The organism is Legionella fairfieldensis ATCC 49588, from assembly GCF_000621525.1.
Classification (GTDB): Bacteria; Pseudomonadota; Gammaproteobacteria; order Legionellales; family Legionellaceae; genus Tatlockia; species Tatlockia fairfieldensis.
Genome location: NZ_JHYC01000017.1, coordinates 34,088 through 60,591 on the forward strand (window position 1 = coordinate 34,088; position 26,504 = coordinate 60,591).

Consider the following 26,504-nt stretch of genomic DNA (forward strand, 5'->3'; position numbering starts at 1 on the left):
TTTTATGTAGAATCTCTCCTATATTCGGAGAGATTCTTTATTTTTTGATAACAACAGAAGCGCTATTTTCATGAATGGTTTGTTTCGGGTGAATTACCGGGGTTTTCAGTCGTATTAATTTCCTGATTTTCTAAGACTTTCTTCCCTTTTTCGTTCAATTTCTGGAAAAAATTATTATGGGAGATTTCCGCTTTTACGCTTTTTGAACCCGGTACCCAAGTCTTGTGTTTTGATTTTAATTCTAACAGCATTTTTTCTTTAACGTTTTCTGTCAGACTATTGGATTTTTCTTTTTTAGAGCCATGGAGTCTTGATAAGGTATTGTGCATAAATAATGTTAATTGCCCTTGTTTGTGATAATTTAATCCTAATTTATTTAATTCTTCTTCCTTTAATATTTTTAATGCTTGATCCCAGCTATAATCCAGGGCGCTTTTCACTACCTGTTTTTTATTTTTATTTTTAATACCTTGTTTTAACTTTATTAATTGATTTATTTCTCCTTGGTTTAATCGGTTTAATATGGAAAATGCTTCTTTAATACGATCACTATATTTTTCGAGTAAATCATTAACGTAATTTTTATTTTCTATAATCTCTTTAAATGCCTCATAATCCTCCTTGAGTTCTTCCGTATGTTCTAGCCATTCGAGGTTTTTTATTTTGGACAAGTCGTTAATCGCCCTCTGCATTTGGCTTAGTGCAGCAGCTATTTCAAGTTTTGTGTGCGATGATTTGGAAGCGGTAATAAATTTCTGAGCATCTTTATAGAAGTGTATGTTTTCTTTGATATCCATGAATGTAGCGACTTGTTGCTCGGTAAGATTTTTTATTTTATCAAATTGTGGTTTATATTCTTTTTTAATTCTACCACAAAAAAGATGACTATCAGGGTCGCTATCTCGTAATTTTATAAACCTTTCATAATCAAAATGATATTGATAAGAATCAGATAATTTAATGATGTCAGTTAAAGTTAAATTGGCGGGTATTTCTACTTGTTTTAAAGAATCAATAAGGCGCTCTCTTTTATTTATTTGTTTTATTATGGTACCTAATTGCTGCTCTTTAGGGTTATTACAAAAGCTCAGAGCATTTTTCTCTATAGTACTGCACTCATCAATGGCATTTGTTATTTTTAAAACAATGTCTTTTGCTTGTTTTGCGTTTAAACAGTCACTTTTATTAAAATCATACTTTTCCATTAACTTCTCACAGAGCGTACTATCTTCTTCAGCAGACCCACCCGTTCTTATCTTCTGAACTTCAGAATGAATACCGTTAGCTATCAAGTCTTTTTCCTCAGCCTCTGAAATTTCCATCTTTTTTAAGTGCTCAACAGCGTCTTGCATGATGTTTATTTTGCGCATTATTAATAGTTTATTTAATCGTTCATTTCCGATGGCCAGATCGGTAGCTAAAGACTCTCGTGCCTTGTTATAACTATTAAGGTAATCTCTAATGAATGACATGGGTTTTACTCTAAATGATAAATTTATTAATAATTATATAACAAATTGTTCGTTATATGAAGACCATGTTAAAATTTTAACTAAATTGGCGTTTGTATTGACCCTGTATGATCAATTGAGAATGATGTCATTCTTTTTTTGCCCGATGGTGGCCAGCGCCCCTGGCGTGTTTTCGGAGTAACTAATCCCCTGTCATTAATATTCCCTCATATACAAAACTGGCGGGGCCGGTAAGAAAAATGGATTGGGTGGTATCAGGCCAATCAATAATTAATTCACCACCAATCAAACCGACATGTATCCGTGCTGCCAGGTGATGAAAAAGCCGTCCTGCCGCAGCAGCTGCTACTGCACCACTGCCACAAGCGTTGGTTTCACCGCAACCGCGTTCATAAACACGTAAACGGATGTGATTTGCATCAATAAGCTGCATGAAGCCTACGTTGGTTTGTTCAGGAAAAAGAGGGTGTTCACTGATTTGCCGACCCAGAGTTGTTACAGGTACAGTAGCCAGATCTTTAACAATTAAAACAGCGTGAGGGTTTCCCACGTTTAAGGCGTGAATTTCACAATGAGAGCCATCCTTTAAAGGGAGGCTATAGAGACTCGTTAGAGAATTAACAAGGAAAGGAATTTCGGATGGATTGAAAACAGGATGCTCCAGTTCTACGGTGACTGTGTGATCGTCATTAAGCGTTAGTTGCATTTTGGTGGTGCGGGTGGCAACAGAAATCGTTTTTTTAGTGCTTAAACCATAATGATGGATGAAGCGGGCAAGGCAGCGAGCGCCATTACCACATTGCCCTACTTCCTGCCCGTCTGCATTAAAGATACGATAAAAAAAATCAACTTCCGGTTCTTTACTGGCTTCAATAAGCAAACATTGATCAAAACCTATTCCTGTGCCTCGTTGGGCGAGGGCTTTAATTTGACTGGGGGAGAAATGAATTTGCTGATGAAGGCCATCAATCACTATAAAATCATTTCCTAATCCATGCATCTTTGTAAATCGAATTGTCATACGCGCTCATTTTAAAGTTTTTGGTACGGTTTGTTTGGCTTCAGGAAGATAAAGAGGTCCTTTTTGTCCACAGGCTGATAAAACTATAGCCATACTCAGAGCCAGCATAAAAAGAAGTAAACGCATTATGAAACCACATTAAACAGTAAAATCATTAGTATAATAAACTTCTCTTAAGACTGCTATGAGACGGGGAATCAGGGTAGAGTGCTTGCTAATGATTAAAAATAGATTGAGGATACGCTTTCACAACTAAACGATGATATTTAGGTGTTCTACCTTGCCTTCCCTGAATGCTTTAGTAATAATTCAGGTTTTTTGTTGGAGGCGTAAGGTTGAACGTTTATATAAAAGAGCCATCACAGCAGGCTCAAGCCTGCGTAATCTGGATGCATGGTTTGGGTGCGGATGCCTCGGATATGGCCGGCCTGGCAGATCAGTTGCCATTGAATGGCGTGAATTTACGCCATGTATTTATAGAAGCGCCATTACGCAGTATTACTTTGAATAACGGTATGACAATGCGTGCGTGGTACGATATTCTTGGTATGAAGTTAACAGACAGGGAAGACAAAGAAGGAATTTCGGCTTCGCAATTGTTAATTCATCAGGCTATTCATCAACAATTACAAGAAGGATTTATTCCACAACAGATTTTTTTGGCAGGATTTTCTCAAGGCGGTGCAATGGCTTTATATACCGCATTACATACTTCAATGCCGCTTGGCGGTGTCATTGCCTTATCGGCTTATTTACCATTAGCTGCTGAATGCAAGGCAGAGCTTCCTAAACAAACACCTCTATTTATCGCCAGCGGGCATTACGATACAATTGTCTTACCGATTTGGACTCAACAAAGCGCTGATTACCTGAAAGCGGCAGGTTATCATGAATTAACTTTTCGTACTTATACTATGGAGCATTCTATCTGTGCAGAAGAAATTGTGGATCTCTGTAACTGGCTTACTGGTCAGGTGAAAGGAGATCGTTGATGACTATTGTTAAAAAATCCCGTGTTGTTCCTTTTTCTTGCGAACAAATGTATAGCCTGGTTAACGGTGTTGAACATTATGCTGAATTCTTGCCTTACTGTTCGCAAAGTCTGGTTCATCACCGAAATGACGACGAAGTGCAGGCTACATTAGTGATTGCTGCGGCCGGTATGAGCAAGTCTTTTACCACTCGTAATCTTTTACAGGCTAATAAAATGATAGAGATTCGCCTGATTGATGGTCCTTTTAGTCATTTAGAAGGGTTTTGGCGTTTTGACGAACAGCCAGAGGGATGTATAGTTTCTTTCGATTTGGAATTCGAGTTTGCCGGTCGTATGTTCTCTATGCTTTTAGGTCCTGTTTTTGAACAGGTTACTGATAAAATGGTCGATGCTTTTTGTGATCGGGCAGGAATTTTATATGCTCAAGGTTGAACTGGTTTATATACCCTTTGACCAATCTCTGATTCATTTATCGCTGGAATTAAACCCCGGGGCTACAGTTGCTGATGCAATAGAGGAATCGGGTTTACTATTAACCCATCCAGAGATAAAAGAGTTACCCGTTGGCATTTTTTCCAGGCAGGTAAATCGAGATACGCTGTTAACATCAGGAGATCGTATTGAATTCTATCGCCCATTAACGCTTGATCCTAAAGAGAAAAGGCGGGAGCGCGCAAAAACGGGTCGTAATTAAATACGCCATTCAACATATCGGAAGCCGGAAGCAATTAACGATGACGCTCGATACGAACCAGATGATTGTGAGAAAAATATAGACTTACACTGCGGACGAGCAAAGGACCATTGCCTTTACGGTAAGTATAGGCGTAGTCCCAACGATCATTATTAAAAACAGGATTTAGTAAACTGGTTCCCATTAAAATAGCAGCATCGTTTTTGCTCATTCCTGTTTTTAAACGCTCAATTTTGGATTCGGGTAAAAGATTTCCCTGCCGTACAACCCGCCTTGAAAAATCATAAGAGGCACAATGGGTAAGGGTCAAAGTAAAAATAATACTAATCAACAGATTTATTATACGCATTGTTTTGCCTGTTCTGAAAAATTTCGCCATAATAACACGGCATTTATAGAAAGACACCTGCTAAAGCGAGAAGGTATAACCGAAAGGAGTGTTTGTGGAAGAAAGCAAGCAATTAAAAGACGCTGGCTTGAAAATTACTATACCACGTTTAAAAATATTACAGATTCTGGAACAATCACTTGCCCATCATTTAAGTGCCGAAGGTGTTTATAAAGCATTATTGGAGATGGGAGAGGATGTAGGATTGGCCACAGTTTATCGCGTTCTGACTCAATTTGAAGCAGCTGGTTTGGTAAATCGTCATAATTTTGAAGGCGGTTATTCTGTATTTGAACTGAGTCAAGGCGAACATCATGATCATCTGGTTTGTGTTAAATGTGGCAAAGTAGAAGAGTTTGTTGATGAAATCATCGAACAGCGCCAACAAATGATAGCAAAACGGGCTTGTTTTAAGATGACCGATCATGCGTTGAATATTTATGGTGTTTGTCCCCAATGCCAGGATAATAATCCATCAGAGGGAGGTTTGTAATCACTGGAACGGTTGTATTATGTCTTGCAAAAAATCCAGGTTTTGATAGATGATACGAATAGGATACCTTAAATGCTTTGTCTATCTATGAGTTATAATTAATTCATTACTTCTCAGCAAGGATGTGTTATGCATGATGATTTGCGTATTCCCTACCAGGAAAGAGATTTACCTGTAGTACAATTGGGGGGAATTTTATTAGATGATCATTTACTTCCTGATTCGCCCGTCAATCTGGTCTTAAAATCCTTCAATCGTCATGGTTTGATCGCAGGTGCTACAGGGAGCGGTAAAACTAAAACGATCCAGGTCTTAAGTGAACAGCTTTCCTTATTGGGTGTTCCTAGTCTGGTAATGGATATTAAAGGCGATATTTCAGGTCTGGCGCGTCCCGGTGAAGCAACGCCTGCTTTGCTTGAGCGAACTCAGTCACTGGGTTTAAATTACACACCTCGTGCTTTCCCGGTTGAGTTCCTGACTCTCAACGGCTCCCCGCAGGAGGGTGTTCCACTTCGTTCAACTGTAAAGGATTTTGGTGCGATTCTTTTTTCGCGCATGCTTGATATTAACGAAACACAGGCTGGCGTAGTGACAATCCTTTTTGAGTTTGCCAAAGAGAGTAATCTTCCCCTTAACGATTTGGCTGATATCAAAGCGCTATTACAATTTGTCCAAACAGCCGAAGGGAAAAAAAACATTGAAGCTCGTTTTGGGGGAGTTGCCACCGCCTCCGTAGGTACTATTGTTCGTAAAATTATTGAGCTTGAGGCGCAAGGTGGTGCTCAGTTTTTTGGTGAACCTGCTTTTAATGTAATGGATTTGGTAAGAACCAATGCTGAGGGGCAAGGTATTATTTCTATTTTGCGTCTTTTGGACATGCAGGATAAACCGAAAGTATTTTCAACCTTTATGCTTAAATTATTATCAGATGTTTATCGACAAATGCCAGAGTTAGGCGATCCAGCCAAGCCCAGACTGGTATTCTTTATCGATGAAGCGCATTTAATTTTTAGTAATGCAAGTAAGGCTTTGCTCAATTTATTAAACACCATCGTCAAATTAATTCGCTCCAAAGGTATTGGCTTAATTTTTTGCACGCAAACACCCAATGACATTCCTGATTCAGTATTAAGCCAACTGGGTTTGAAAATACAACATGCTTTACGCGCGTTTACTGCCAAAGATCGTAAAGCGATGAAATTGATTGCGCAAAATTTTCCAGCTTCAAAATATTATGATACCGAGCAATTGTTGACCTCATTAGGAATAGGCGAAGGTCTTGTAAGTGGTCTGGATGCTGAAGGAGAGCCAACACCGCTTGTCGAGTGTCTGGTGCGTGCGCCAGAGTCTCGAATGGGTATTTTAAGTCAACAGGAACTTGCTGCTGTGGTGGCCGAATCAACTCTTATTCCTCGCTACGGGCAGCGAATACAGCAGAAATCTGCTCAGGAATTATTGGCGCAAATGCCAGGTTCTAAAGATAAATCAGATAACACCACCAAATCTCGTCGCGCTTCAAACGAAGAAGGCATGATAGAAAAAATCAGTAAAAGTACGTTATTTCGTCAGATAATGCGCCAAACAATGCGTGATTTATTTCGTGCTTTACTGTCTGCGTTAGGTGTGAGAAGACGTTAGAAAGATCGTTGGTACAATCTCTATCATCATTTCAGATGGACGATTTAAATACAGTCTCTCTCTCTGGTTTCACTACTTTTTATGCACTATGTGTAATTGTATCATAAGAAGTGGTTATTTTTTAATCTTTTCAAGGTGACCTTGGTTCTCAAGTTATCGAAGAGTTAAAGCCCGTATTTATAAATTTTTATACATTAGTCAGGCTTGGTGCGAACGTAAGCCATAATAATGCAGGATAATTAAAGAGTCATTTCATTCAGTAAGGAGGTCAGGGTGGAGGTTAAAGTGTGTGCTAAAATAACGCAAGTGTTATTATCCATCACCGTTATTTGATTGGATTCCACTTCAATCCCTGCATACAAATCATTATTAAACTGCTTGCGTAATGTGGTTGTAAAACCATCATTGATACCAAGATAGGGGTAATTTAAACGGACTCGCAGTTCTTTGTTGTGTTGCCTGATCTTTTTTTGCCATTGTCTGGCTACCCATTTTTCATCCGGTCTTTTGGGATCATAAAGCAAACCCAGATCCGCGGCGCGGGGAATATTGTTTAAAACAGGGGTAAAACTATGGATAGATAAATGTAAGACGCTATAACCGCTGTCAGTGTGTTGAGTTATCCATTGTTCTACCTGCTGACGAAAAGGCAAGTAATATTGTTTAATAATCTGATTTTTCTCATTAGAAGACAATGATTTGGTAATTTCTGAAAAGCAGTGACGATGAGAGAGGCTGCGGTTACAGTCGATAACTAAACGGCTTATGGTAGCCTCTATCAGTTCACAGGAAAAATAGTGTTTTAAATGAGTAGCGAGGGTTAATGCGCCCAAATCAACGCCTCTATGAGTAAGTAATAATTGTTGGTACGGCGCAAAAAGAGATTGGTAAGCCTCAGGGATCGTATTAACGGCATGTTCACAGGTTAAAAGAAGTATCGTTGGTTTCACGATGGATTAAATAGTTGATTGGTTAAAAGACAATGCCCAAGTTGGCGGTAAATTCGTGTGAGCGTTGATTTACCGTAGTCGGCACCACAGGCTCGTAGAAGCCGTTCACTTAGATTACCTTGGCTTAACAGGTATTCTAATGTTCGCTGGGAAGCGTTATCCAAATCGGTGCTTACTCGCTCAATAAGTTGTGCCCAAATATCACGACCAGTCATTTGCCGCTTAGGTAGTTGCCATTGGGCACATAATTCAGAATCATCCACCTGAAGGGTAAGCCCCTCTTTTATTGCCTGTTCATAGACGGCACGCAAACGTCCTGTTGCACAAGGATGAATTAAATAATAGTCTGAATTGCAGTACCAATATTTTAAGAGGGCATGAATAAGTAGCGCGATAGCAATATCTGCCTGAACACATTCTTGTGAATCCAAAATGCGGATTTCAATGGCTTTATGGCTAAACTTGGGTATAGCGGCTCGCGAATTAAGCCATTCATGTTGCAGGATCCCTTCCGGATCAAAAGGTTTAATAGCATCGTACATAGGGACTAAAATATCTTGACGATATTGGGCTTCATTACTTATAAAATCAGGAATAATTTCACCGCTAATTGCTGGAATACGTTGCTGATTTTTCCCATAAAAATAAAGTCGGGAATCTTTTAATCCTGTTTTTTGTCCTTCCAGAAAAGGCGTGCTGGCGGCTAAAGCGGGTAACAAAGGAAGAAGTAATCGAATTGCATTATGAAGTCGACAAAACTCATCGTCATTGGTAAACGGTAAATTAACATGCATGCTCTGTAAATTGGCCCATCCGTGGCCTTTACAGTTAAAGACACTATCAAATTGACGGTAAATTGCAGTGTTGTCGTGAGGCCAGCGTCTGGTTTCTTTAAGAGGATCCATCCAGGGATGAGCACCTGTAGGAAGTAGCTGTAAGTGATGTTGATCTAATGAAGGTTGCAGTGTCTGAATAGTATGTTGAAATTGATCAATTATTTTTGCATTGGGCGGTTTGGGGCCATTATTTTTTAATTCCACTACATGCATAACCAGTTCATTACTTAATGCAGTGTCCCCTAATTTTACTTCATTAACCAATTCGCCTGCTAAAGCAGTGAGAATAACGTCACTTTGTGGCCTAATATCCAAACTGGTTTTATCAACCAGCATGTATTCAATTTCTATCCCTAAAACAGAAAAAAGTGGATAATCAGACATAACCATGTTTCCTGCGTATACGTTGTAAAAAGACATTCATTATACTTTCATAAAGCGATTCGCCCAAAAGTCTGTCCTCATTGCCAAAATCAATATTAGGATTGTCATTGACTTCAATCACGTAATGTTTATCGTCCTGACTCTTCATATCAACCCCATATAATCCGTCTCCTATCAGACGAGTGCATTTTAGTGCCGTTTTGATCACGCCTTCAGGCACTTCATGCAAAGGAATTGTTTCAGTTGCTCCTTCTATTTTTTCATTTCTGGCTCCCCAATTGTAAATTTGCCAATGGTTTTTAGCCATGTAGTAGCGGCAGGCAAAAAGAGGTTTATTATCCAATATACCAATACGCCAGTCATATTCAGTCGGGATAAAGGGTTGAACCAGAACCAGGTCGGATGTTTTGAAAAATTGTGTCAACGATTTTTGCAGTGATTTCATATCATCAAGCTTAATGACTCCATGAGAGAAGGCGCTGTCTGGTCTTTTTAATACACAGGGAAATTCAACGGGAGGGATTTTTTCCTCGTATTTGCTGATAAAAACAGTTTCAGGTGTCAAAATTTGATGGCTACGCATAAGTTCAGCCAAATAGACTTTATTCCCACATTTGACAATGGATTGCGGATCATCGATAACGACCAGATTTTCTTGCGCCGCTCGTCTTGCCAGACGGTAAGTGTAATGATTGACAGCAGTTGTGGCCCGAATAAATAGCGCGTCATATTCGGCTATCGTTTTAAAATCATTTTTTTCAATAAAATCAACGTTTAAACCCAATTCTTCGCCTATATTGGCAAAAATATCCAGGGCTTTCTTGTTAGAAGGCGCATTGGGTTCACCAGGGTCAACCAAAATAGCCAAATCGTGATAGCGTTGTTTTTTTCGCCATTGATGGAAGCGTTTTTTTGACAGATAAGCCTCAGCAGCCTGCTGCATGAATTCAAGATGATGAGCAGGGATATCGTTGAATGACAAGCTTTGTACTCCCTTAATACGCCATTGTTTCTTTTTTTCGAAAGAAAAACGAAGCATGGGTAAAGGAAATAAACCGTGCAGTTTTTTGGCGATTGTTGCATGGCATTTAGCCATATTTTGCCCAAAATAAAGACTTAAAATAAATTCATCGGTTTTAATATCCTGCAAGCTATGTTGAATTTCTTCATCGACATCCTGCGAAATAAAGATGGAAAGACTAGGGCTTAAAACATCCTGAATACTATCCACCGACGGAATAACTTTATGATCTCGAGCGTGAGCAAGCAAAGACACATAATAACCTATGGTTTGATGACTATAAGAGCGACAAAGATTAATCACGCGCAGTGATTTGCTCTGGTGATAATTTTCATTGGATAAATAGTCTGAAGCATGGATAATGGCAGCATGAGGACTTAAAAAACTCCAATTGGCATCGTCATCCGTTACTATTATAGTCTGCATTTAATGCTCTTTAGGTTGAATTATCAGTAAATTGGCATCATAAGTGAAGACGCCCAGTAAAATTGCATTAATTAACCGATTTGAACTTACTTTGTAATAGTTGTCATGCGAAATCGGGTTTTCCCTATGAGGGTCAGCAACTACCACCAGCCTTTTTCTATCATCATAACCGCACAGGACAACAAAATGACCACACGGTGTGCCTCGAATGTCATCATAAATGCTTTCGCCTTTTATAAAACGTTCGCGTGAGCTTCGATAGAGATAAGTTGCGCTCAACCCGGTTAGAATAGGTACATTCTTCTGAAAATATTGTTTAAGTAATTGCACACTTAAAGTGCGGAAACGGACTTGGCCTCCTAACGCCAGATACTCCAGATACGCTTTACTGGCTTGCACGCTGGCTTTGTCTTTTTTGTGCTTCATTTGAGTTTTTAATTTTGCAGTCAGAATGGATTGGCAGGAGTCTCCCTGATCGGTGTCAAACCATGTAGGATCAAAAACATCAAGATTATTAATATAGATGATGGCCTCGAAATTATGCTGCAAAGCATGTTTACCTAACATAGGTGCCAGAGTGCCTCCGGAATGAGAACGTTCTACGCTTTTAACTACGTCATCCAGTTTTATATTTCGGCCATAATAACAATAGATAGCATGTAAGCTGGTAGGGCCGCAACTTTCATCATCAGGTTGAGTGTGAATGGTTAAATCAATCATTAGCGAATTGTCCAGTTTCTATCAGTTAACGTTAGACGCCACCGCCTGGTTTGTCAATTATTCTTCAGCTATTGAGATAAGTGCATCAAGAAACTATGAATCGGAAGGATTAAGCCGAGGGTTAAAATAATCAATAGAATGGGTACAAAAGCATGCACTGTTCTTTCGTTAATTATTACCTCCTGAGCCGCGGTTCTTTTATTTTGAACGATAAGATGCATTAATAATAACAGGCCATAAAAATGAAACGAGAAAACACTGATTTGGCTGAGGATACCGGACATATTGTTAGCGCTAATAGATGTTAAAGGAAAATTAATTAAAAAAAGACATAAAGACCAAAGCAATATTCCTTTGAGGCTTTTTTCTTCATTAAGTCCAGAGAGCCAACTTAAACTCAAGGGTGAAATTAATAGTGGAAAATAGTATAGCCAACCAAAAGGGCTTAAGACTAACATCATAACCAGTGTTAAACAAAAGAATTGATAATTGGGTTGCTTGTTATTATCCAGATTCAAAGTGTTCAAATACCAGAAAAGAGCGATTAAAAATAATAGACTGTAAAGGAATTTAATTAACAACGAATAGTGCGTAATATTTTTAGCGAAGAAACGAAAAATAAAACCATAAAGCGAAGCATTCCAACTTTCTCCATACCAAAAAACATGGGTCATCATTAAATAATATTGTTTATAAACAGTGAAGCCATAAGTAAGAAGAGGAATAAAACAGGATAGTAAAAAAACAATCAGCATTATTATAAATACTTTAAAGCGCTGTTCTTTTAATACATAAAAAAATAACAGACCGGGGAATAACTTGATTGCAATAATGAGTCCCCATAAAGTGCCTGCCAGGAAATGACGCTTTTTATGATAAAAATGATAACCCAGCATAATAAAAAATAATAAAATTGATCCTAATTGTACGACAGCAGTATTGGTTAATGTTGAAAAAAGAGCCAAATAAATCAGATATAAATTGACCCTGTTTTTTTTCAGAAAGGCAGCTGAAAAAGTATAATTAAAAGCAATTTCGGCACCAATTAATCCTGAAATAAAGGAAATAGCAGACCAGATTATTAATGCTGAATGATAGTCAAAATGCATGATAGGGGTAAGTAACCATAACACAAAAGGAGGATTTAAGTTAATGGGTAAGAGTTCCATTTGGGGCAGGTAAGTGGCAACCAAATATTGATAAGGATTATCTCCTCTTTTAAGTGCAGAAATAGCCGAGTAAAGCGATGAAAAATCGATTTTATATTGATCAGTTAAAATGAAATAAAAAAGTAACCAATAAATACAAAAGAGAAGACTTCCGAAAAGTATCTGCCAATAGTATGGCCTCATTACTATAAGACCTTAATAGAGAGTTCAAGAGAAAAGGTGGCTACTTGTACCGGGTTTTCCGGATAAGAAGTAAATGCATTGATTATCATAAGCTTGTTAATACGTTCTTTGGTTTTTTCTGACTCTTCAATCATTATTTTAACATCATCACCCATGTCACAAACGAAATAAACATCGGATTCTGCGCGACTTAAGAACTGTGCCTGAAACGATTTAAAAACAATGGAAGTTTTGATCTTGTCTGATTTTGAATAATAAAAACTATGCAAACCGCCCGCTAAATCCGCACCTACGGCCAATGCACCAAAATACATGGAATTGAGGTGATTTTTACTGCGCCTGAAAAGGGGTAATTTAACGATCACCTGTTTTTCATTAAAACTGATAATTTTAGGCTTTAAATAACCTATTAAGGGTATTTTAAAGCGACTAAAAGACCAAAGAAACCATTTAAAACGAGTCAAAGATTTCATGATATATCCTTGTCAACCTGTAATTGTGAAATAATTTTTTTAACCCCACGAATAGCACTAACCCGTTTTATAATCGCAATGATTGATTTATCCTGTTTTACCTTTCCTGACAGGGTAACAGCACCATTAATAGTGCTGGCATTAATACCAACAAGAGGAATGGATTCATCGTCAAAAACTTTAGCTTTTAATATGGCAGCCTCCACTTTAGCAGTAATGTAAGTATCTGTTAAGGCTGTATTAACCTGTTTAATGAGCAAATCGTCAGCTTCTACGCGTTTTACTCCGGCGGTAACCTTAGCCAATTTTAAGGCGTCAACCAAGGCTTGTTTATTTTTCACATAGCCTTTTAAAGTAACAACCCCGTCTTTAGTCGAAACCGAAATTTTCAAAGGATTCAAGTCTCTTTTTTTAGTATATTTAGCTTTAATTTTTGTGGTAATAACCGAGTCGCTTAGCTGTTGTTCCAGTTCTTGCATCGTATTCTCAGCATGGGCAAAGCCTACACATAAAAGAAGCAAGGAACTGATAAAAAAATGAGAAAATGCACGCATGATTTTAGCCTGGATTAGAGCAAGATAAGCAATTATATCATCTTTGGATTACATTTGGCTAAAAGGCGCTTTTGTCATATCTATACTTTGAATAACATAAGGAGGCGTTCCATTTCTCTTAATAACGATTACGGAAAAGGCAATTGCCAAGGAGAGTTCGGGCAGGCTAATGGTTTGGTTCACCCGCCAAAAGTGAATCCCGCTAACATAACCGGAGTTAACAACTTGCGCCTGCTCGATAGCGGCTGGGTGTAGAGTCAATTGCTGATCGCGAAGGGTTTCCAATTCTTCACTAAGAAAATTGCTTAACGCAAGCCAGGCATTATTAAGGAAGTTTTGTTTGAGCAATGCAAAATCGTCCGGTGTTGTTTGGTAACTAATGGACAATGTTTTTAAGAGCACCTGCTCAGTCCAGTTGGCCACTTGAAGATCATCCGAATCAGAGTAGCTGAAAGGAGAAAAAAGGAGAGCAAAAAACAACAATAAACAGGAAAGTTGTCTGTTTTTCACGGTAAATTCCTTCAAATTTGCTATTATTAAGCATTATATCGATAATGCACATTCGAATGCTTACTTATTTTTCTTTATTTAGGTAGTATAGCAGAGATATAATTTGATTTTTTTTAAAGCAAATGGCTTAATCCTATGCATTTCATTAGCATTCGTGGGGCAAGAACGCACAATCTTAAAAATATTGACGTGAATTTGCCGCGTAATCAATTAATTGTAATTACTGGTCTCTCCGGTTCAGGGAAATCGTCTTTAGCTTTCGATACGCTCTATGCAGAAGGGCAGCGCCGTTATGTGGAATCGCTTTCAGCATATGCCCGACAGTTTTTGTCCATGATGGAAAAGCCGGATGTTGATGCTATTGAAGGGTTATCTCCCGCTATTTCCATTGAACAGAAAGCAACCTCGCATAACCCGCGCTCAACCGTAGGCACTATTACTGAAATCTATGATTATTTGCGTCTGATGTTTGCTCGCGTCGGGGAGCCTCGCTGCCCCACTCATGGTGTAAGCTTGCACGCCCAAACGATTAGTCAGATGGTGGATCAGGTTCTATCCATGCCTGAAGGTTGTAAAGCAATGATTCTGGCCCCTGTGATTCGGGAACGGAAAGGGGAATACGTGCAATTATTACAGCAACTGCAAGCCCAGGGGTATGTGCGAGCTCGTATTGATGGTGAACTCTATGAGTTGGACGACCCACCCAAATTAGCCTTGAGGCAAAAACATACCATCGAGGTGGTGGTGGACCGCTTTAAGGTACGTCCCGATTTGGGGCAACGTTTAAGTGAATCGTTTGAAAATGCCCTTAATCTTGCTGAAGGTTTGGCATTGGTAGCTCCGGTAGATAATGAATTTACCGAGATTGTTTTTTCTTCCAGATTTGCCTGCCCTGAATGTGGTTATAGCTTGAGTGAACTGGAACCAAGGCTTTTTTCATTTAATAATCCGGTAGGCGCTTGCCCCACCTGTGATGGACTGGGAGTTGATCAGTTTTTTGATCCGGAGCGCGTGATTCATGATGCGGGGATCAGTTTAGCGGAAGGGGCTATTCGTGGTTGGGATAAGAAAACAACCTACTATTATCCTATGCTGGAAGGGTTGGCGCGGCATTATCATTTTGACATCGAAAACGCGTTTTGCGATTTGCCAGAGAAAATACGTGATGTGGTACTTTATGGCAGTGGTAAAGAAGTGATTGAATTTCATTATCAGCGTGCTCATGGTGATTACATGGTAAGAACACACGTGTTTGAGGGAATTATTCCAAATATGCAACGTCGCTATCGAGAATCTGAGTCAGCACTTATTCGTGAGGAGTTAGCCAAATATTTATCGTCCCGTCCTTGTGAGACTTGTAAAGGTGCTCGCTTACGAGAAGAAGCGCGGCATGTCTTTGTAGACAATAAAAACCTGCCAGAAATTACAGGTTATTCTATCGAGAAAGCGTATGAATTCTTTAGTAAACTTGAATTGACTGGTTATCGTGGAGAAATTGCAGCAAAAATCAATAAAGAAATTGTTGAGCGTTTGGGATTTTTGGTCAATGTCGGTTTGGATTATTTATCGCTCGCGCGCAGCGCTGAAACGTTATCGGGTGGAGAGGCCCAACGCATTCGTTTAGCGAGTCAGATTGGTTCGGGTTTGGTCGGTGTAATGTATATTCTGGACGAACCCTCTATTGGTTTGCATCAACGTGATAATGAACGCTTATTAAAAACACTGATTCATTTACGTGATTTAGGTAACACGGTTATTGTTGTTGAACATGATGAAGATGCAATTCGCTCAGCGGATTACGTTCTTGATGTTGGCCCGGGGGCAGGTATTCATGGGGGTAAAATTGTTGCTTGTGGTACTCCGGCCGAGGTGATGGCTAATGCTGCCTCGTTAACAGGTCAGTATCTCACCGGGAAGCAATCGATAACAGTCCCTTCGACTAGAAAACCCATTGACGAAAAACGAATATTGCATTTGACCGGGGTGAATTGTAATAATTTAAAAAATGTTTCTGTCGATATCCCGCTTGGGCTGATTACTTGCGTAACAGGTGTTTCAGGTTCAGGTAAATCCAGTTTAATTAATGACACACTTTATCCAATTGCAGCCAATAAATTAAATCGTGCCAACCTTTTAACGCCTGGATCACTTACTGGTATTCAGGGTTTGGAGCTTTGTGATAAGGTTATTGATATCGATCAAAGCCCAATTGGTCGCACACCTCGTTCAAACCCTGCTACTTATACCGGCATATTTACACCTGTTCGCGAACTGTTTTCTGGTACGCCAGAAGCGAGGGCAAGAGGTTATCAACCCGGCCGTTTCAGTTTTAATGTGCGTGGGGGGCGTTGTGAAGCTTGTCAGGGTGATGGATTGATCAAAGTCGAGATGCACTTTTTACCCGATATTTATGTAGCCTGTGATGTATGCAAGGGCAAACGTTACAATAGAGAAACGCTTGAAATTCAATACAAGGGTAAAACGATTCATGAGATTCTGGAGTTGACCGTAGAAGATGCCCGTCATTTTTTTGATGCTATCCCTGCGGTCGCCAGAAAATGTCAAACCTTAATTGATGTGGGGTTGTCTTATATCCGTTTAGGACAAAGTGCCACTACATTGTCAGGTGGTGAAGCACAGCGTATTAAACTTGCACGAGAATTATCAAAACGCGACACGGGGAATACGTTGTATATTCTTGATGAACCAACAACGGGTCTTCATTTTCATGATACCCGGCAGTTGTTGAGTGTGTTATTTCGCCTGCGTGAACAAGGAAATACCATTATTATTATCGAGCACAACCTTGATGTCATCAAAACAGCGGATTGGATTATTGATTTAGGTCCTGAAGGCGGTAGCAAAGGCGGGCAAATCATCGCCACGGGAACACCGGAAATGGTCGCTAAAAATAAACGGTCCTATACAGGGCAATTCCTGCGTCCATTATTGATGAGATAAGGGGCAGTGTAATAAAAGGCAATTGGCCAAATATAGATTGGGTAGTACTACCCAATCTATTCCGGTAAACTCACAGCGCTTTCATGAATTCTGTTAAATCCTGTTTTTCCTGTTCGTTTAAATGCAGTTCTAAAACCAGATTAAAAAATTCCACCGTATCCGCTAATGTCAAGAGACGGCCATCGTGTAAATACGGTGGAGAATCTTTAATACCGCGGAGAGGAAATGTTTTAATAGGACCATCACCCACTGCTTTAAGTCCATTAATTAATTGGGGATTAAAGAAGCGCTCAGTCTGCAAATTATGCATCATATTGTCAGTATAGTAGGGTGCGGTATGACAGGTTGCGCATTGAGCCTTGCCAAAGAATAATTCCTGCCCGCGCAGTTCCGCCGGGGTTGCTTTGGCAGGGTCTAACTTGCCATCCCATTTTAATTTTGGTGCGGGAGGGAAATCCAGTATTTCCTGGAATTCGGCCATAAAATGCACCTGTGACCCCCGCTCAAGGATATTCACGCCTTTTTTAGTCGCAATGACTGGATCACCATCAAAATAAGCAGCCCGTTGTTCAAATTCTGTGAAGTCCTCTATCGTTTTAAGCGCGCGTTGGGAACCAAACAAGCGTTGAATGTTAACGCCTCGCAAGCTGGGGGTGTTAATGCGGTGGCGAAATTCTTGCGGTCTTATGTCTCCCACTAAATGGGTTGCTTTATTAGTATGTCCGTTGATATGACAATCAAGACAAGTAACACCACGGCTTGGTGTAATTGTGCGACGATCGGCAGTTTGGTTAAATTGCTGCTGAGGAAAAGGAGTAACCAGTAATCTTAAGCCTTCCAGTTGCTTCGGATTAAGTATGCCATTAAATAATTCAAAATAATTTTCAATAGTCACCAGCTTGCCTTGAGACACATCGCCAAGATCAGGGCGAGTTGTCAGATAAATGGGTGCAGGAAAGGGTGGTAAAAAATGATCAGGAATATCGTAATCCAGATCAAAACGGGTTAAATCCCGGTTTTCCTGTTTTTTAATTTCATCAATGGTAAATTGAGGAAAAAGCATACCACCTTCTGCATGATTAGGGTGAGGTAAGGGTAAAAATCCCTGGGGAAACAGTCCTTTTTCTTTAATTTGTTCAGGCGTCATTTTTGCCAGACTATCCCAGGTAGTGCCGGCAGGAAGTTTGACTCGCACCCCCTCTTGCAAAGGTTTACCATTCGTCATGGTTGCATTTTTTGAAGGGTTATTGCTTAAATCGTATCGCTGATTAAGTAATGCTTTTTGTTTTTCATTCAGAGCCTGCTTTGCTGCGGACATTCGTTCCATGACAGCCTGGAAGGTTTCCTTATCAACAACCGGCATGTAGCTTGAAGAAGGGGGAGGACTGGCAGCATAGCTTGATGATAAGACACCGGAAGCGAATAGGGCTAGCCATAGCGTTTTTTTTATCATAGTAAAGTCCATTTAAGAATAATATTTTTCCATCATAGGATAGTAGAAGTATCATTACAATATGGAATGTTATAAAGGGAAACTCCTGAAAGCGTCACGCAGCCTGATTACGATTGATTATGTACTATTTTCTACCTTTGCCAGTATAATACTGCTAAAGCTGGTAAGTGAGACACAACGCGTTGTCTATGTTAATTAAGAGATTATGATTGCCCAATTTTATAAATTGATCCTGGTTACTCATCGTCAGGATATGTCGGTTGCTGATTATCTGGCTTTTGTCGAAAAATGCCTTGTTGGTGGTGTTACCAGTGTACAGCTACGTGAAAAAAATGCTACGCCTGCCTTTTTGCTGGATTATGCTTATCGATTAAAAACACTCCTGGATACCTACAGGATTCCTCTTATCATTAACGACAACCTTGACCTTGCTTTAGAGATTGACGCTCATGGCGTGCATTTGGGACAAACAGATGGTTCACCTTGTTGGGCAAGGGAGCGTTTAGGAGCTCATCAATGCATCGGTTTATCGTTAGAAACAGAAGAGGATTTACAGCGAGCTAATGAGGTTCAAGTGACTTATGTTGCAGCCAGTGCTGTTTTTCCTACCTCCAATAAGCATAATATTCGAACGACCTGGGGTCTTAAGGGGGTAGAGTATTTAGCCAAACGCTCTAAACATCCTTTGATAGCGATCGGCGGTATTAATCAGGAGAACGTACAAGATGTTGTAGCTGCCGGGGCACAGGGTATTGCTATTATTGGTGCATTGCATGATGCTCCTGATCCCACCCGCACAGCCTTTAACCTGCGGCAATTAATTGAAAGGAGTGAAGATGGTACCTCTACTTAAAGAATTGGATGCCACATTGGCTTATTTGCGCAAAGCCAAGCCTTTAGTCTTATGTTTAACCAATGTTGTCACCATGGATTTTATGGCGAATAGTTTGTTAGCTTTAGGGGCGGCTCCTTTAATGACGCAATCTTTTGAGGAACTTGAAGAGTTGGTTGCTCTTAGTCAGGCAATTACTATTAATCTCGGCACTTTGGAGCGCGATTTTTGTGAAAGAGCTATTCGTGCGACACATTTGGCCAATATACAAAAGAAGCCTGTAGTTCTTGATCCGGTTGGGGCTGGAGCAAGTCATCTTAGAACTTCTGCGGCAAAGATTTTATTACCGGGGGTGAATATTCTGCGAGGTAATGCGAGTGAAATCCTGGCTTTAGTGGATGAAAAGAGCAATACAAAAGGAGTAGAAACGTCCCGTAGTGTCAGCCACGCTATGAAAGCAGCAAAAGAGTTGGCGTTTTCACCTCATAAAACGGTGGTTGTGAGCGGTCCTGTTGATTTCATCACGGATGGTTTACAGACCATTAATCTTCCCTTTGGTTCTCCTCTGATGCCTTTGGTGACAGGAATGGGTTGCACTTTAACGGCGGTTATTGCTGCATTTGCAACGACAGGTTTAACCAATTACAAGGCGTCCTTACTGGCAACCGCTTACTTTGGTCTATGTGGTCAATCAGCGTATGAGAAGGTACAGGAACCTGGTTCTTATAAACAGGTTTTTATTGATAGTTTGTATAAGCCAGATTGGCGACTTTTTAGCAAATTTATCTCGGCCAGCGAAGAAACGTTAGAGGATTTATTGATATGACGATGCAATACAAAGCCTTATCGATAGCAGGTTTTGATGGGTCCGGGGGCGCCGGAATTCAAGCTGATCTAAAGACTTTCTCTGCGTTTGGCTGTTACGGGATGACGGTGTTAACTGCTTTGCCTGTTCAAAATACATGCGGAGTCAGATCGTGTTATGAAATTCCTGTGCGGGCTGTTGAAGAACAATTAGAGGCTATTTTCGACGATATTAAACCCAACAGTATTAAAATTGGCATGTTGTTTAAAAAAGAAATTATTGCATGTGTTGCCGCTTTTCTTAAAAAATATGGAGCAGGAATTCCTGTCGTTCTTGATCCGGTGATTGTTGCTAAAAGCGGCGATCCGTTATTACAGCCTGACGCATTAGAGCTATTAAAAGAAGAGCTGTTCCCACTAACGACGTTGATTACTCCCAATTTACCAGAAGCTGAAGCATTAACCGGTTTTTCTGTAAATTCGATGGAAGAAATGGTAGACGCCGCGAAAAAATTAAGTGATTTGGGGGCAAAACAGGTGTTATTAAAAGGAGGACATTTAAGTGAGGAGTATTCCAACGATCTTTTATTTAACGTTCAAGGGGATAAGCATTGGTTCACTGGTTCAAGGATTATTTCCCGCAATACTCACGGTACGGGTTGTACTTTATCGGCAGCAATTGCTGCTTGCCTGGCAATGGGGTTTGATTTAATTCAATCGTGTCAGCTTGCGAAACATTATATTTTTCAGGCCATTAAGGCGGCAAAAAATGAAAAAACAGGGAGAGGGCACGGTCCTGTTCATCATTTTTATCATTTATGGCCGACTATCGACAAGCTAAATAATTAATTGCAGTCCACCAAGCTGTTCTTTATCAACAAGTGTTAAAATTTCTTCTCTGGTGTCAATCTGGCTATCGCAGGACACTGACTTATTCTTATTGGTCAGCGTTTTATTTTTTTAATTCATCGTTTTGGCAATCAGGTCATCCAATATCAAAAACCGACCATTTCACTTGTCAGGTTGCTTTTTTCTTAAGTTTAGGACTATAACTAAGAAAGATGAACTGAAAAGGATATAATAATGGGTACCTTCCTGATTGTAATTTTAGTGATCGCTGCTCTTTTAATCTTTTGGGCCGTGGGTATCTTCAATAACCTGATTGGTTTAATTGAAGCAATTAATAATAATAAACGGCAGATTGATATCCAGTTAGACCGACGTTACAAGGTCTTTGAGTCTCTCATTGAAACCGTAAAAAAATACATGGATTATGAGCAAACCACTTTAAAAGATGTGGTTGCGCTCAGAAATCAGGCACAGGCTGCTAAAGCGGCTGGTGATGAAAAAGCGCGCATGGCGGCAGAGAATGGTATATCGCAAATTGCTGCTGGCTTAAATGTTGTCTTTGAACAATATCCCGACTTGAAAGCGAGTCAAAATGTGTTACAGCTCCAGGAAGAAATAGTCAACACGGAAAATAAATTGGCTTATTCCAAACAAGCCTATAATGATAGTGTAGAGCGCTATGAGGCCAAGAAAAAATCCTTTTTTGAATCGATGATTGTAGGATTTTTTCGTGATAAATTAGACAAAACGTTTGAATATTGGTCTCTTCCTGACGAGCAAATTAAGGCACGTGAAGATTATACTGTTAAATTTTGAGTATAATACCTATGGCTATGTCCGACTATCACGCCTCTATTGGCGATTGGCGAGGGGAATTAAAGCGAAACGAGCGTAAAACCCGTTGGGTTATTGCGCTTTTTTTAATTATTTACGCAACGGTGGGTTTATTGGTGGATACCGTTGTTCTGGAGGAAATGTATTACCCTCATGTTACATTGGAGCAAGCTTTTTTTGCTTTAATCACCTTAAAAGTAGTTCCCTACGCCACATTATTAATGATTGGCTTTGCTATTATTTCTCTGCTAATTACCTATGCTATGTATGACACTATCATGTTATTAGGTACGGATTATCATGAAATTACTGCCGAGACTGCCAGGAATCTGGAAGAGAAACAACTTTACAACGTTGTTGAAGAAATGAAAATTGCCGCTGGCTTGAGCTATATGCCTAAAGTTTATATTATTGAGGCGGATTATATGAATGCATTTGCCAGTGGATACAGTGAAAAATCAGCAATGGTCGCTATTACGCGAGGGTTAATGCAAAAATTGGATCGTGCTGAAATGCAGGCTGTCATGGCCCATGAACTAAGTCATATTCGTCACCATGACATTAAACTTACTTTAATGGTTGCGGTGCTGACTAATATTTTATTAATTGTTGTGGATGTATTATTTTATTCTATTGTATTCAGACGAGATAACAATCGGCGAGATGCCAATCAGCTAGCTTTAATTATTACTCTTTTACGCTATATTTTACCAGTAATCACCGTTGTGTTGACTCTCTTTTTAAGTCGAACGCGTGAATACATGGCTGATTCGGGTTCGGTGGAATTAATGCGCGATAATGAACCCATGGCTCGAGCTTTACTTAAAATCAATCAGGATTATATTCAGCATGCTGAACAATATGCGAATGAGTATGGTAATACGGCGCATGAACAGGTGAGGCAAGCTTCTTATTTGTTTGATCCGTCGAGTATTGATCCAGTGAAATCATTTGTAAATGCATTTTCTACACACCCCAGTATAGAGGATCGTTTACGTGCTATAGGATTTAAGCGAAAGACGCCAAAATGATATAGAAGCAGAAGGGGAGAGTAAGTATAAAAATGGGAATAAATTTTATCACTTTAAAAGGAGTTGATTATGTTAACCTGGGCACTTATTTTTTTAGTTATAGCAATTATTGCAGGGGTTTTTGGTTTTAGAGGTGTAGCGTCAACAGCAACGGATATTGCGAGAATTTTGTTCTTTTTATTTATCGTCATTTTCCTGGTGATGTTGATTTTAAACCTGTTTGGTGTAGGAAGCGCGCCACCACCAGCGGCCACAGTGGGTTAGTTATAACCACTTTTTACGTTTAAAATATTTATAAGGTAATAAGGCTGATAAAATCATGAACCCGATTGCCAGAAAATAGCCTCCCTTATAGGACAATTCAGGCATGAAGTGAAAATTCATGCCATAAATGCTTGCGATGAGCGTAGGCGGTAAAAAGATAACTGCTGCAACAGAAAAGATCTTGATGATTGCATTCTGCTCAATGTTAATCATACCCAACGTTGCGTCCAGCAGAAAATTCACTTTGGTAGAGATAAAATTGGCATGATCGCTGAGAGCGCCAATATCTTTGCTAAGTGTATTCAGGCGTACTTGCCCTTCTTCATCAATTTGGGTACTGGCAGATTGGCTAAAAAAAGGGATTAAGCGATTAAAAGTGACCAGACATTCGCGTGCTTTACTATTAAGATCAGCATTCATACCAATGTGTTGAATTAAATACTGGTAATCAGGTTTTATATCGGCCTCGGGTAGTTGGTCAGGTCGAAAAATATGTTTGGAGAATTGCTCTAAATGATGACCGATAATTTCTAGCAGATCAGCCAGTTTATCAATAATTGCCTCTAATAATTCGATTAATAAGCCAGCCGCATTAGGAATAAGATCATATTTTTTATGCAGTTGAGAAATCATTAACCGAAAAGCTTGTGGTTCAATATAACGTATTGTGATTAGACGATCTTTGGTAAGAATAAAGGTTACGGCGTCATGTTTAGGATCGCTGGATGTTGATTGAGCAATCATGGAAGTAGTCATAAATAATGCACCATTTTCTTTATAAAGACGACTGGATAATTCAATTTCCAGCATTTCCTCCCGGGTAGGAATGTCTAAATTCAGGGATTGTTTAAGTTGAAGTTCTTCTTGCCGGCTGGGTCGTAATAGATCGACCCACATGGCTTCCTGCAATAAAAAAAGATTCTCTTCGGTAATTTGATAAGCTTGCAGGTTTTCTTTGCTCAGGTATGCGGTAATCATTAGACGCTCGAATTAAGCTTTATTTACTTAAATTACCCCAGATGCGTAGGACAATCCAGTTCTCTGCCTAAATTTTGCAGTTAGTTTGTCGTGTATTCATTGTCTCCGGTTTTTTTATTTAACTTCTTAATGGCTGCTTTTTCGTTATCGCAAGGTGAGATTAGTCTCGCATGCCCACACCCTTTTTCAGTAAAATTAAATTAAGCGCTGTTAAGGCCACTAACATAATGACTATAATAACCATTGCGATAGTCATATCAACTTCCTGCTGACCAATCATGACATGTCTTAAGGCATTGACCATGTAAAGAATTGGATTTAAATGAGATATAGTTTGCCAAAAGGGAGGTAGCATATTGGTCGTATAGAAAACACCGCCTAAATAAGTTAAGGGAGCAAGCACGAAAGTAGGGATAATCATCACATCATCAAAGTTGCGGGCAACCATAGCATTAGTAAAGCCCGCGAGTGAAAAAATAGCAGAAACCAGGAGCACAACCAATAAAGTCATCGTTACACTCTGAAGTTCGATTTTCATAAAAAAACAGGACACTAAAAAAACCAGCAAAGCAACAAGTAAGCCTCGTAATACACCCCCTAATACATAACCCAATAACAGTAGACTATTATGCATGGGACTGATTAAGAGTTCTTCAATACTTCTTTGAAAACGCACATTGAATAAAGAAGTAGACACATTGGTATAGGCATTTGTAATGACTGACATCATGATTAACCCTGGGGCGATAAACATTGAATAACTTATTCCCTCGATAGGCCCTATACGTTTGCCAATCAAGCTGCCAAAGATTAAAAAATACAGAGCAGTAGTAATCACGGGGGGTAAAAAAACCTGGCTGGCGATACGGAACATTCTGACCAGTTCACGTCTTACCAGCGTATAGAGGGCAATAGTTTGTTGTTTAATGGCCATGATTAATAAGATCCAAAAAAAGTTCTTCCAAACGGTTAGTTTTGTTGCGCATGCTATGAATGCGTAAACCTTGCTGTGTTAGTATGGTAAAGACGTCATTCAGAGACCATTTATTGTCTACACGCAATTCAAATGTATTTGTATCGATTAATGTGGCGAGAAATGGGTCAAGAGAGGGTAATTGTTCAATAGGTTGTTCTGTATTAAAGACAAAAGTCTGGTGGTGCAAGGTGTTTAACAAATTTTTTATAGAGGTGTTTTTTATAATTTCCCCTCGATCAATAATGGCAATATTTTTGCAAAGTTGTTCGGCTTCCTCAAGGTAGTGCGTTGTTAAAATTATAGTCGTTCCTTCTTTGTTAGTACGGGTTAAAAAATCCCACATACTACGGCGGATTTCAATATCTACTCCCGCTGTAGGCTCATCAAGAATAAGAACCTTCGGACGATGCACCAGTGCGCGAGCTATCATTAAACGGCGTTTCATCCCCCCTGAGAGGTGGCGGACAATTTCATGCTGTTTTCTCCACAAGCCAAGCTGTTCCAAGAGTAGGTTGGTGCGTATTTTTGCCTCTTGCCGACCAATGCCATAATAGCCTGCCTGATTTATAAGAATTTGTTCGCACGTTTCAAAAATATTGAGATTGAATTCCTGAGGGACTAATCCCAGGCAAGACTTGGCCTGTTCCGCATTTTCATCCAAATCATAACCATGAACACGGATATTACCGGAGGTTTTGATAAGCAAGCTGGTAATTAACCCTATAGTAGTCGACTTTCCTGCGCCATTAGCGCCCAGCAAGGCAAAAAAATCACCTTTTTTAACTGTTAAATCAATACCTTTTAGTGCTTCAATTCCATTGCTATATATTTTTCGTAACTGATGAATTTCCAAAGCATGCATAAGGTGGCTTTAATAAGAAAAGCTGTATTATACATGAGAACCAGCGTTAAGAATAACTTCTTCCAGAAACATTCAGCCGAGATATACTGCAAAAATATTTTTTAAGGCAAAAGGAGAAAAAAAATTTTTCTAACAATTTAAACAGCTTAGTGGTTATTAATGAAAAGTACATTTGCATTCGAAAAATAATTGTCCTATACCTTAGGTGGAAATTTAATAAGGAGATAATTATGAACAATCAAAACAGACCTGGTCAAGGCCAGGGACAAGGACAAAAAGGCCAGCAAGATAAACAAGGTCAATATGGTCAACAAGGGCAACACCATGGCCAACCAGGTCAAAAACATGGTCAACCAGGCCATCATGGTGATAATAAATCGCAAAGATAATTTTGATTTTGATAATAAGGCTTTTTAATAGAAAGTCGCTTTTTATCAAAAGACAAGATTATTCGCTCCTGGTTTATCCAGGAGCTTATCTGTTCCATGTAAGATAGGAGGTCACAATGAACAAGGATATTTTTGAAGGAAAATGGGAAGAGGTAAAAGGTAAAATGAAAAAAGCGTGGGGAAAATTGACTGATGATGATTTCCGTCAAATTGAAGGCGCTCATGACGAGATTTACGGCAAACTCCAAAAACATTATGGTTATTCGAGAGATGAAGCTGAAAAAGCAGTGAAAAAATTTCAAAATGAGTATAACGATTAATCTGCTTTCTTCCGTGGGCGGCCCC

The 26,504-nt window shown here is 39.5% G+C and carries 30 protein-coding genes; 14 read left to right on the forward strand and 16 right to left on the reverse strand.

From position 1 onward, the window contains the following. Positions 1-68 precede the first annotated feature (68 nt). From T345_RS0106015 to lptM, 3 genes are all read right to left on the reverse strand, one after another. Entirely contained in the window at positions 69-1,472 is a 1,404-nt protein-coding gene (locus T345_RS0106015) for a hypothetical protein (RefSeq protein WP_028388548.1), read from the reverse strand. 181 nt (positions 1,473-1,653) lie between these two features. Beyond that, positions 1,654-2,493 (reverse strand): diaminopimelate epimerase, encoded by an 840-nt coding sequence (dapF, locus tag T345_RS0106025; protein ID WP_028388550.1) that lies wholly within the window; start codon positions 2,491-2,493, stop codon positions 1,654-1,656. A 6-nt stretch (positions 2,494-2,499) separates the two neighbouring features. Further along, the gene (lptM, locus tag T345_RS14770) at positions 2,500-2,619 is read right to left on the reverse strand and encodes an LPS translocon maturation chaperone LptM (RefSeq protein ID WP_084273748.1); all 120 of its coding nucleotides are present in this window, start codon (positions 2,617-2,619) and stop codon (positions 2,500-2,502) included. A 209-nt stretch (positions 2,620-2,828) separates the two neighbouring features. Here lptM and T345_RS0106035 point away from each other — a divergent pair, with 209 nt between their 5' ends. From T345_RS0106035 to T345_RS0106045, 3 genes are read left to right on the forward strand one after another with little or no spacing between them, the layout of a single operon-like run. Continuing rightward, positions 2,829-3,485, forward strand: coding sequence for an alpha/beta hydrolase (locus T345_RS0106035; RefSeq protein ID WP_035918301.1), 657 nt, complete (start codon positions 2,829-2,831; stop codon positions 3,483-3,485). Continuing rightward, positions 3,485-3,919, forward strand: coding sequence for a type II toxin-antitoxin system RatA family toxin (locus T345_RS0106040; RefSeq protein WP_028388552.1), 435 nt, complete (start codon positions 3,485-3,487; stop codon positions 3,917-3,919). The genes T345_RS0106035 and T345_RS0106040 overlap by 1 nt, the downstream gene beginning before the upstream one ends. Next, entirely contained in the window at positions 3,906-4,181 is a 276-nt protein-coding gene (locus tag T345_RS0106045) for an RnfH family protein (protein WP_028388553.1), read from the forward strand. Before T345_RS0106040 ends, T345_RS0106045 begins: the two co-directional genes overlap by 14 nt. 34 nt (positions 4,182-4,215) lie before the next feature. Here the strand turns inward: T345_RS0106045 and T345_RS0106050 are convergent, their stop codons facing one another. Continuing rightward, positions 4,216-4,560 (reverse strand): outer membrane protein assembly factor BamE, encoded by a 345-nt coding sequence (locus tag T345_RS0106050; RefSeq protein ID WP_028388554.1) that lies wholly within the window; start codon positions 4,558-4,560, stop codon positions 4,216-4,218. A 64-nt stretch (positions 4,561-4,624) separates the two neighbouring features. Here T345_RS0106050 and fur point away from each other — a divergent pair, with 64 nt between their 5' ends. Then, positions 4,625-5,062, forward strand: a complete 438-nt coding sequence (fur, locus tag T345_RS0106055) for a ferric iron uptake transcriptional regulator (protein WP_028388555.1) — start codon at positions 4,625-4,627, stop codon at positions 5,060-5,062. A 129-nt stretch (positions 5,063-5,191) separates the two neighbouring features. Beyond that, on the forward strand, positions 5,192-6,700 hold the full coding sequence (locus T345_RS0106060; RefSeq protein ID WP_028388556.1) for a helicase HerA-like domain-containing protein: 1,509 nt from the start codon (positions 5,192-5,194) through the stop codon (positions 6,698-6,700). A 239-nt stretch (positions 6,701-6,939) separates the two neighbouring features. Here T345_RS0106060 and T345_RS0106065 read toward each other — a convergent pair whose 3' ends face one another. The 8 genes from T345_RS0106065 to T345_RS0106100 form a co-directional block, all read right to left on the reverse strand. After that, complete coding sequence (locus T345_RS0106065; RefSeq protein WP_028388557.1) at positions 6,940-7,650, reverse strand: N-formylglutamate amidohydrolase; 711 nt, start codon at positions 7,648-7,650, stop codon at positions 6,940-6,942. Next, positions 7,647-8,870: a carboxylate-amine ligase gene (locus tag T345_RS0106070; protein WP_028388558.1), complete on the reverse strand. Its 1,224-nt coding sequence runs from the start codon at positions 8,868-8,870 to the stop codon at positions 7,647-7,649. The genes T345_RS0106065 and T345_RS0106070 overlap by 4 nt, the downstream gene beginning before the upstream one ends. Further along, positions 8,863-10,317 carry a RimK family protein gene (locus T345_RS0106075; RefSeq protein ID WP_028388559.1) on the reverse strand — a complete coding sequence of 485 codons (1,455 nt, stop codon included), beginning with the start codon at positions 10,315-10,317 and terminating at the stop codon, positions 8,863-8,865. The genes T345_RS0106070 and T345_RS0106075 overlap by 8 nt, the downstream gene beginning before the upstream one ends. After that, on the reverse strand, positions 10,318-11,037 hold the full coding sequence (locus tag T345_RS0106080) for a C39 family peptidase (RefSeq protein WP_028388560.1): 720 nt from the start codon (positions 11,035-11,037) through the stop codon (positions 10,318-10,320). A gap of 68 nt (positions 11,038-11,105) precedes the next feature. Continuing rightward, the gene (locus T345_RS0106085) at positions 11,106-12,389 is read right to left on the reverse strand and encodes a glycosyltransferase family 87 protein (protein ID WP_028388561.1); all 1,284 of its coding nucleotides are present in this window, start codon (positions 12,387-12,389) and stop codon (positions 11,106-11,108) included. A gap of 2 nt (positions 12,390-12,391) precedes the next feature. Then, on the reverse strand, positions 12,392-12,862 hold the full coding sequence (locus T345_RS0106090; RefSeq protein ID WP_028388562.1) for a hotdog family protein: 471 nt from the start codon (positions 12,860-12,862) through the stop codon (positions 12,392-12,394). Then, a complete protein-coding gene (locus tag T345_RS0106095) occupies positions 12,859-13,416 on the reverse strand; it encodes a BON domain-containing protein (protein WP_028388563.1) in 558 nt (185 codons plus the stop codon). The genes T345_RS0106090 and T345_RS0106095 overlap by 4 nt, the downstream gene beginning before the upstream one ends. Positions 13,417-13,464: 48 nt before the next feature. Next, a complete protein-coding gene (locus tag T345_RS0106100) occupies positions 13,465-13,926 on the reverse strand; it encodes a hypothetical protein (RefSeq protein WP_051555158.1) in 462 nt (153 codons plus the stop codon). Between the two features lie 135 nt (positions 13,927-14,061). Here T345_RS0106100 and uvrA point away from each other — a divergent pair, with 135 nt between their 5' ends. Further along, positions 14,062-16,887, forward strand: a complete 2,826-nt coding sequence (uvrA, locus tag T345_RS0106105; RefSeq protein WP_028388565.1) for an excinuclease ABC subunit UvrA — start codon at positions 14,062-14,064, stop codon at positions 16,885-16,887. Between the two features lie 70 nt (positions 16,888-16,957). Here uvrA and T345_RS0106110 read toward each other — a convergent pair whose 3' ends face one another. Then, positions 16,958-18,340 (reverse strand): cytochrome b6, encoded by a 1,383-nt coding sequence (locus tag T345_RS0106110; RefSeq protein WP_028388566.1) that lies wholly within the window; start codon positions 18,338-18,340, stop codon positions 16,958-16,960. A gap of 205 nt (positions 18,341-18,545) precedes the next feature. On the opposite strand from T345_RS0106110, the gene thiE reads away from it, so the two are divergent. The 6 genes from thiE (at position 18,546) to T345_RS0106145 (ending at position 22,954) form a co-directional block, all read left to right on the forward strand. Then, positions 18,546-19,193 (forward strand): thiamine phosphate synthase, encoded by a 648-nt coding sequence (gene thiE / locus T345_RS0106115; RefSeq protein ID WP_028388567.1) that lies wholly within the window; start codon positions 18,546-18,548, stop codon positions 19,191-19,193. Continuing rightward, positions 19,177-19,998 (forward strand): hydroxyethylthiazole kinase, encoded by an 822-nt coding sequence (gene thiM, locus T345_RS0106120; protein WP_035918305.1) that lies wholly within the window; start codon positions 19,177-19,179, stop codon positions 19,996-19,998. The genes thiE and thiM overlap by 17 nt, the downstream gene beginning before the upstream one ends. Then, positions 19,995-20,825, forward strand: a complete 831-nt coding sequence (gene thiD / locus T345_RS0106125; RefSeq protein WP_341272468.1) for a bifunctional hydroxymethylpyrimidine kinase/phosphomethylpyrimidine kinase — start codon at positions 19,995-19,997, stop codon at positions 20,823-20,825. Before thiM ends, thiD begins: the two co-directional genes overlap by 4 nt. A gap of 234 nt (positions 20,826-21,059) precedes the next feature. Next, complete coding sequence (locus T345_RS0106135; RefSeq protein WP_035918307.1) at positions 21,060-21,641, forward strand: LemA family protein; 582 nt, start codon at positions 21,060-21,062, stop codon at positions 21,639-21,641. Positions 21,642-21,652: 11 nt separating this feature from the next. Beyond that, on the forward strand, positions 21,653-22,690 hold the full coding sequence (gene htpX, locus T345_RS0106140) for a zinc metalloprotease HtpX (RefSeq protein ID WP_028388571.1): 1,038 nt from the start codon (positions 21,653-21,655) through the stop codon (positions 22,688-22,690). Between the two features lie 69 nt (positions 22,691-22,759). Continuing rightward, positions 22,760-22,954 (forward strand): DUF1328 domain-containing protein, encoded by a 195-nt coding sequence (locus T345_RS0106145; RefSeq protein WP_028388572.1) that lies wholly within the window; start codon positions 22,760-22,762, stop codon positions 22,952-22,954. Here T345_RS0106145 and corA read toward each other — a convergent pair whose 3' ends face one another. The 3 genes from corA to T345_RS0106160 form a co-directional block, all read right to left on the reverse strand. Further along, a complete protein-coding gene (corA, locus tag T345_RS0106150) occupies positions 22,955-23,932 on the reverse strand; it encodes a magnesium/cobalt transporter CorA (protein ID WP_028388573.1) in 978 nt (325 codons plus the stop codon). A gap of 160 nt (positions 23,933-24,092) precedes the next feature. Further along, positions 24,093-24,866: an ABC transporter permease gene (locus T345_RS0106155; protein WP_028388574.1), complete on the reverse strand. Its 774-nt coding sequence runs from the start codon at positions 24,864-24,866 to the stop codon at positions 24,093-24,095. Next, a complete protein-coding gene (locus T345_RS0106160) occupies positions 24,856-25,770 on the reverse strand; it encodes an ABC transporter ATP-binding protein (protein WP_028388575.1) in 915 nt (304 codons plus the stop codon). The genes T345_RS0106155 and T345_RS0106160 overlap by 11 nt, the downstream gene beginning before the upstream one ends. 230 nt (positions 25,771-26,000) lie before the next feature. Here T345_RS0106160 and T345_RS15000 point away from each other — a divergent pair, with 230 nt between their 5' ends. Together T345_RS15000 and T345_RS0106170 are read left to right on the forward strand one after the other, a co-directional pair. After that, complete coding sequence (locus tag T345_RS15000; protein WP_156935626.1) at positions 26,001-26,159, forward strand: hypothetical protein; 159 nt, start codon at positions 26,001-26,003, stop codon at positions 26,157-26,159. Between the two features lie 116 nt (positions 26,160-26,275). Beyond that, the gene (locus T345_RS0106170) at positions 26,276-26,479 is read left to right on the forward strand and encodes a CsbD family protein (protein WP_028388576.1); all 204 of its coding nucleotides are present in this window, start codon (positions 26,276-26,278) and stop codon (positions 26,477-26,479) included. Positions 26,480-26,504: the final 25 nt, after the last annotated feature.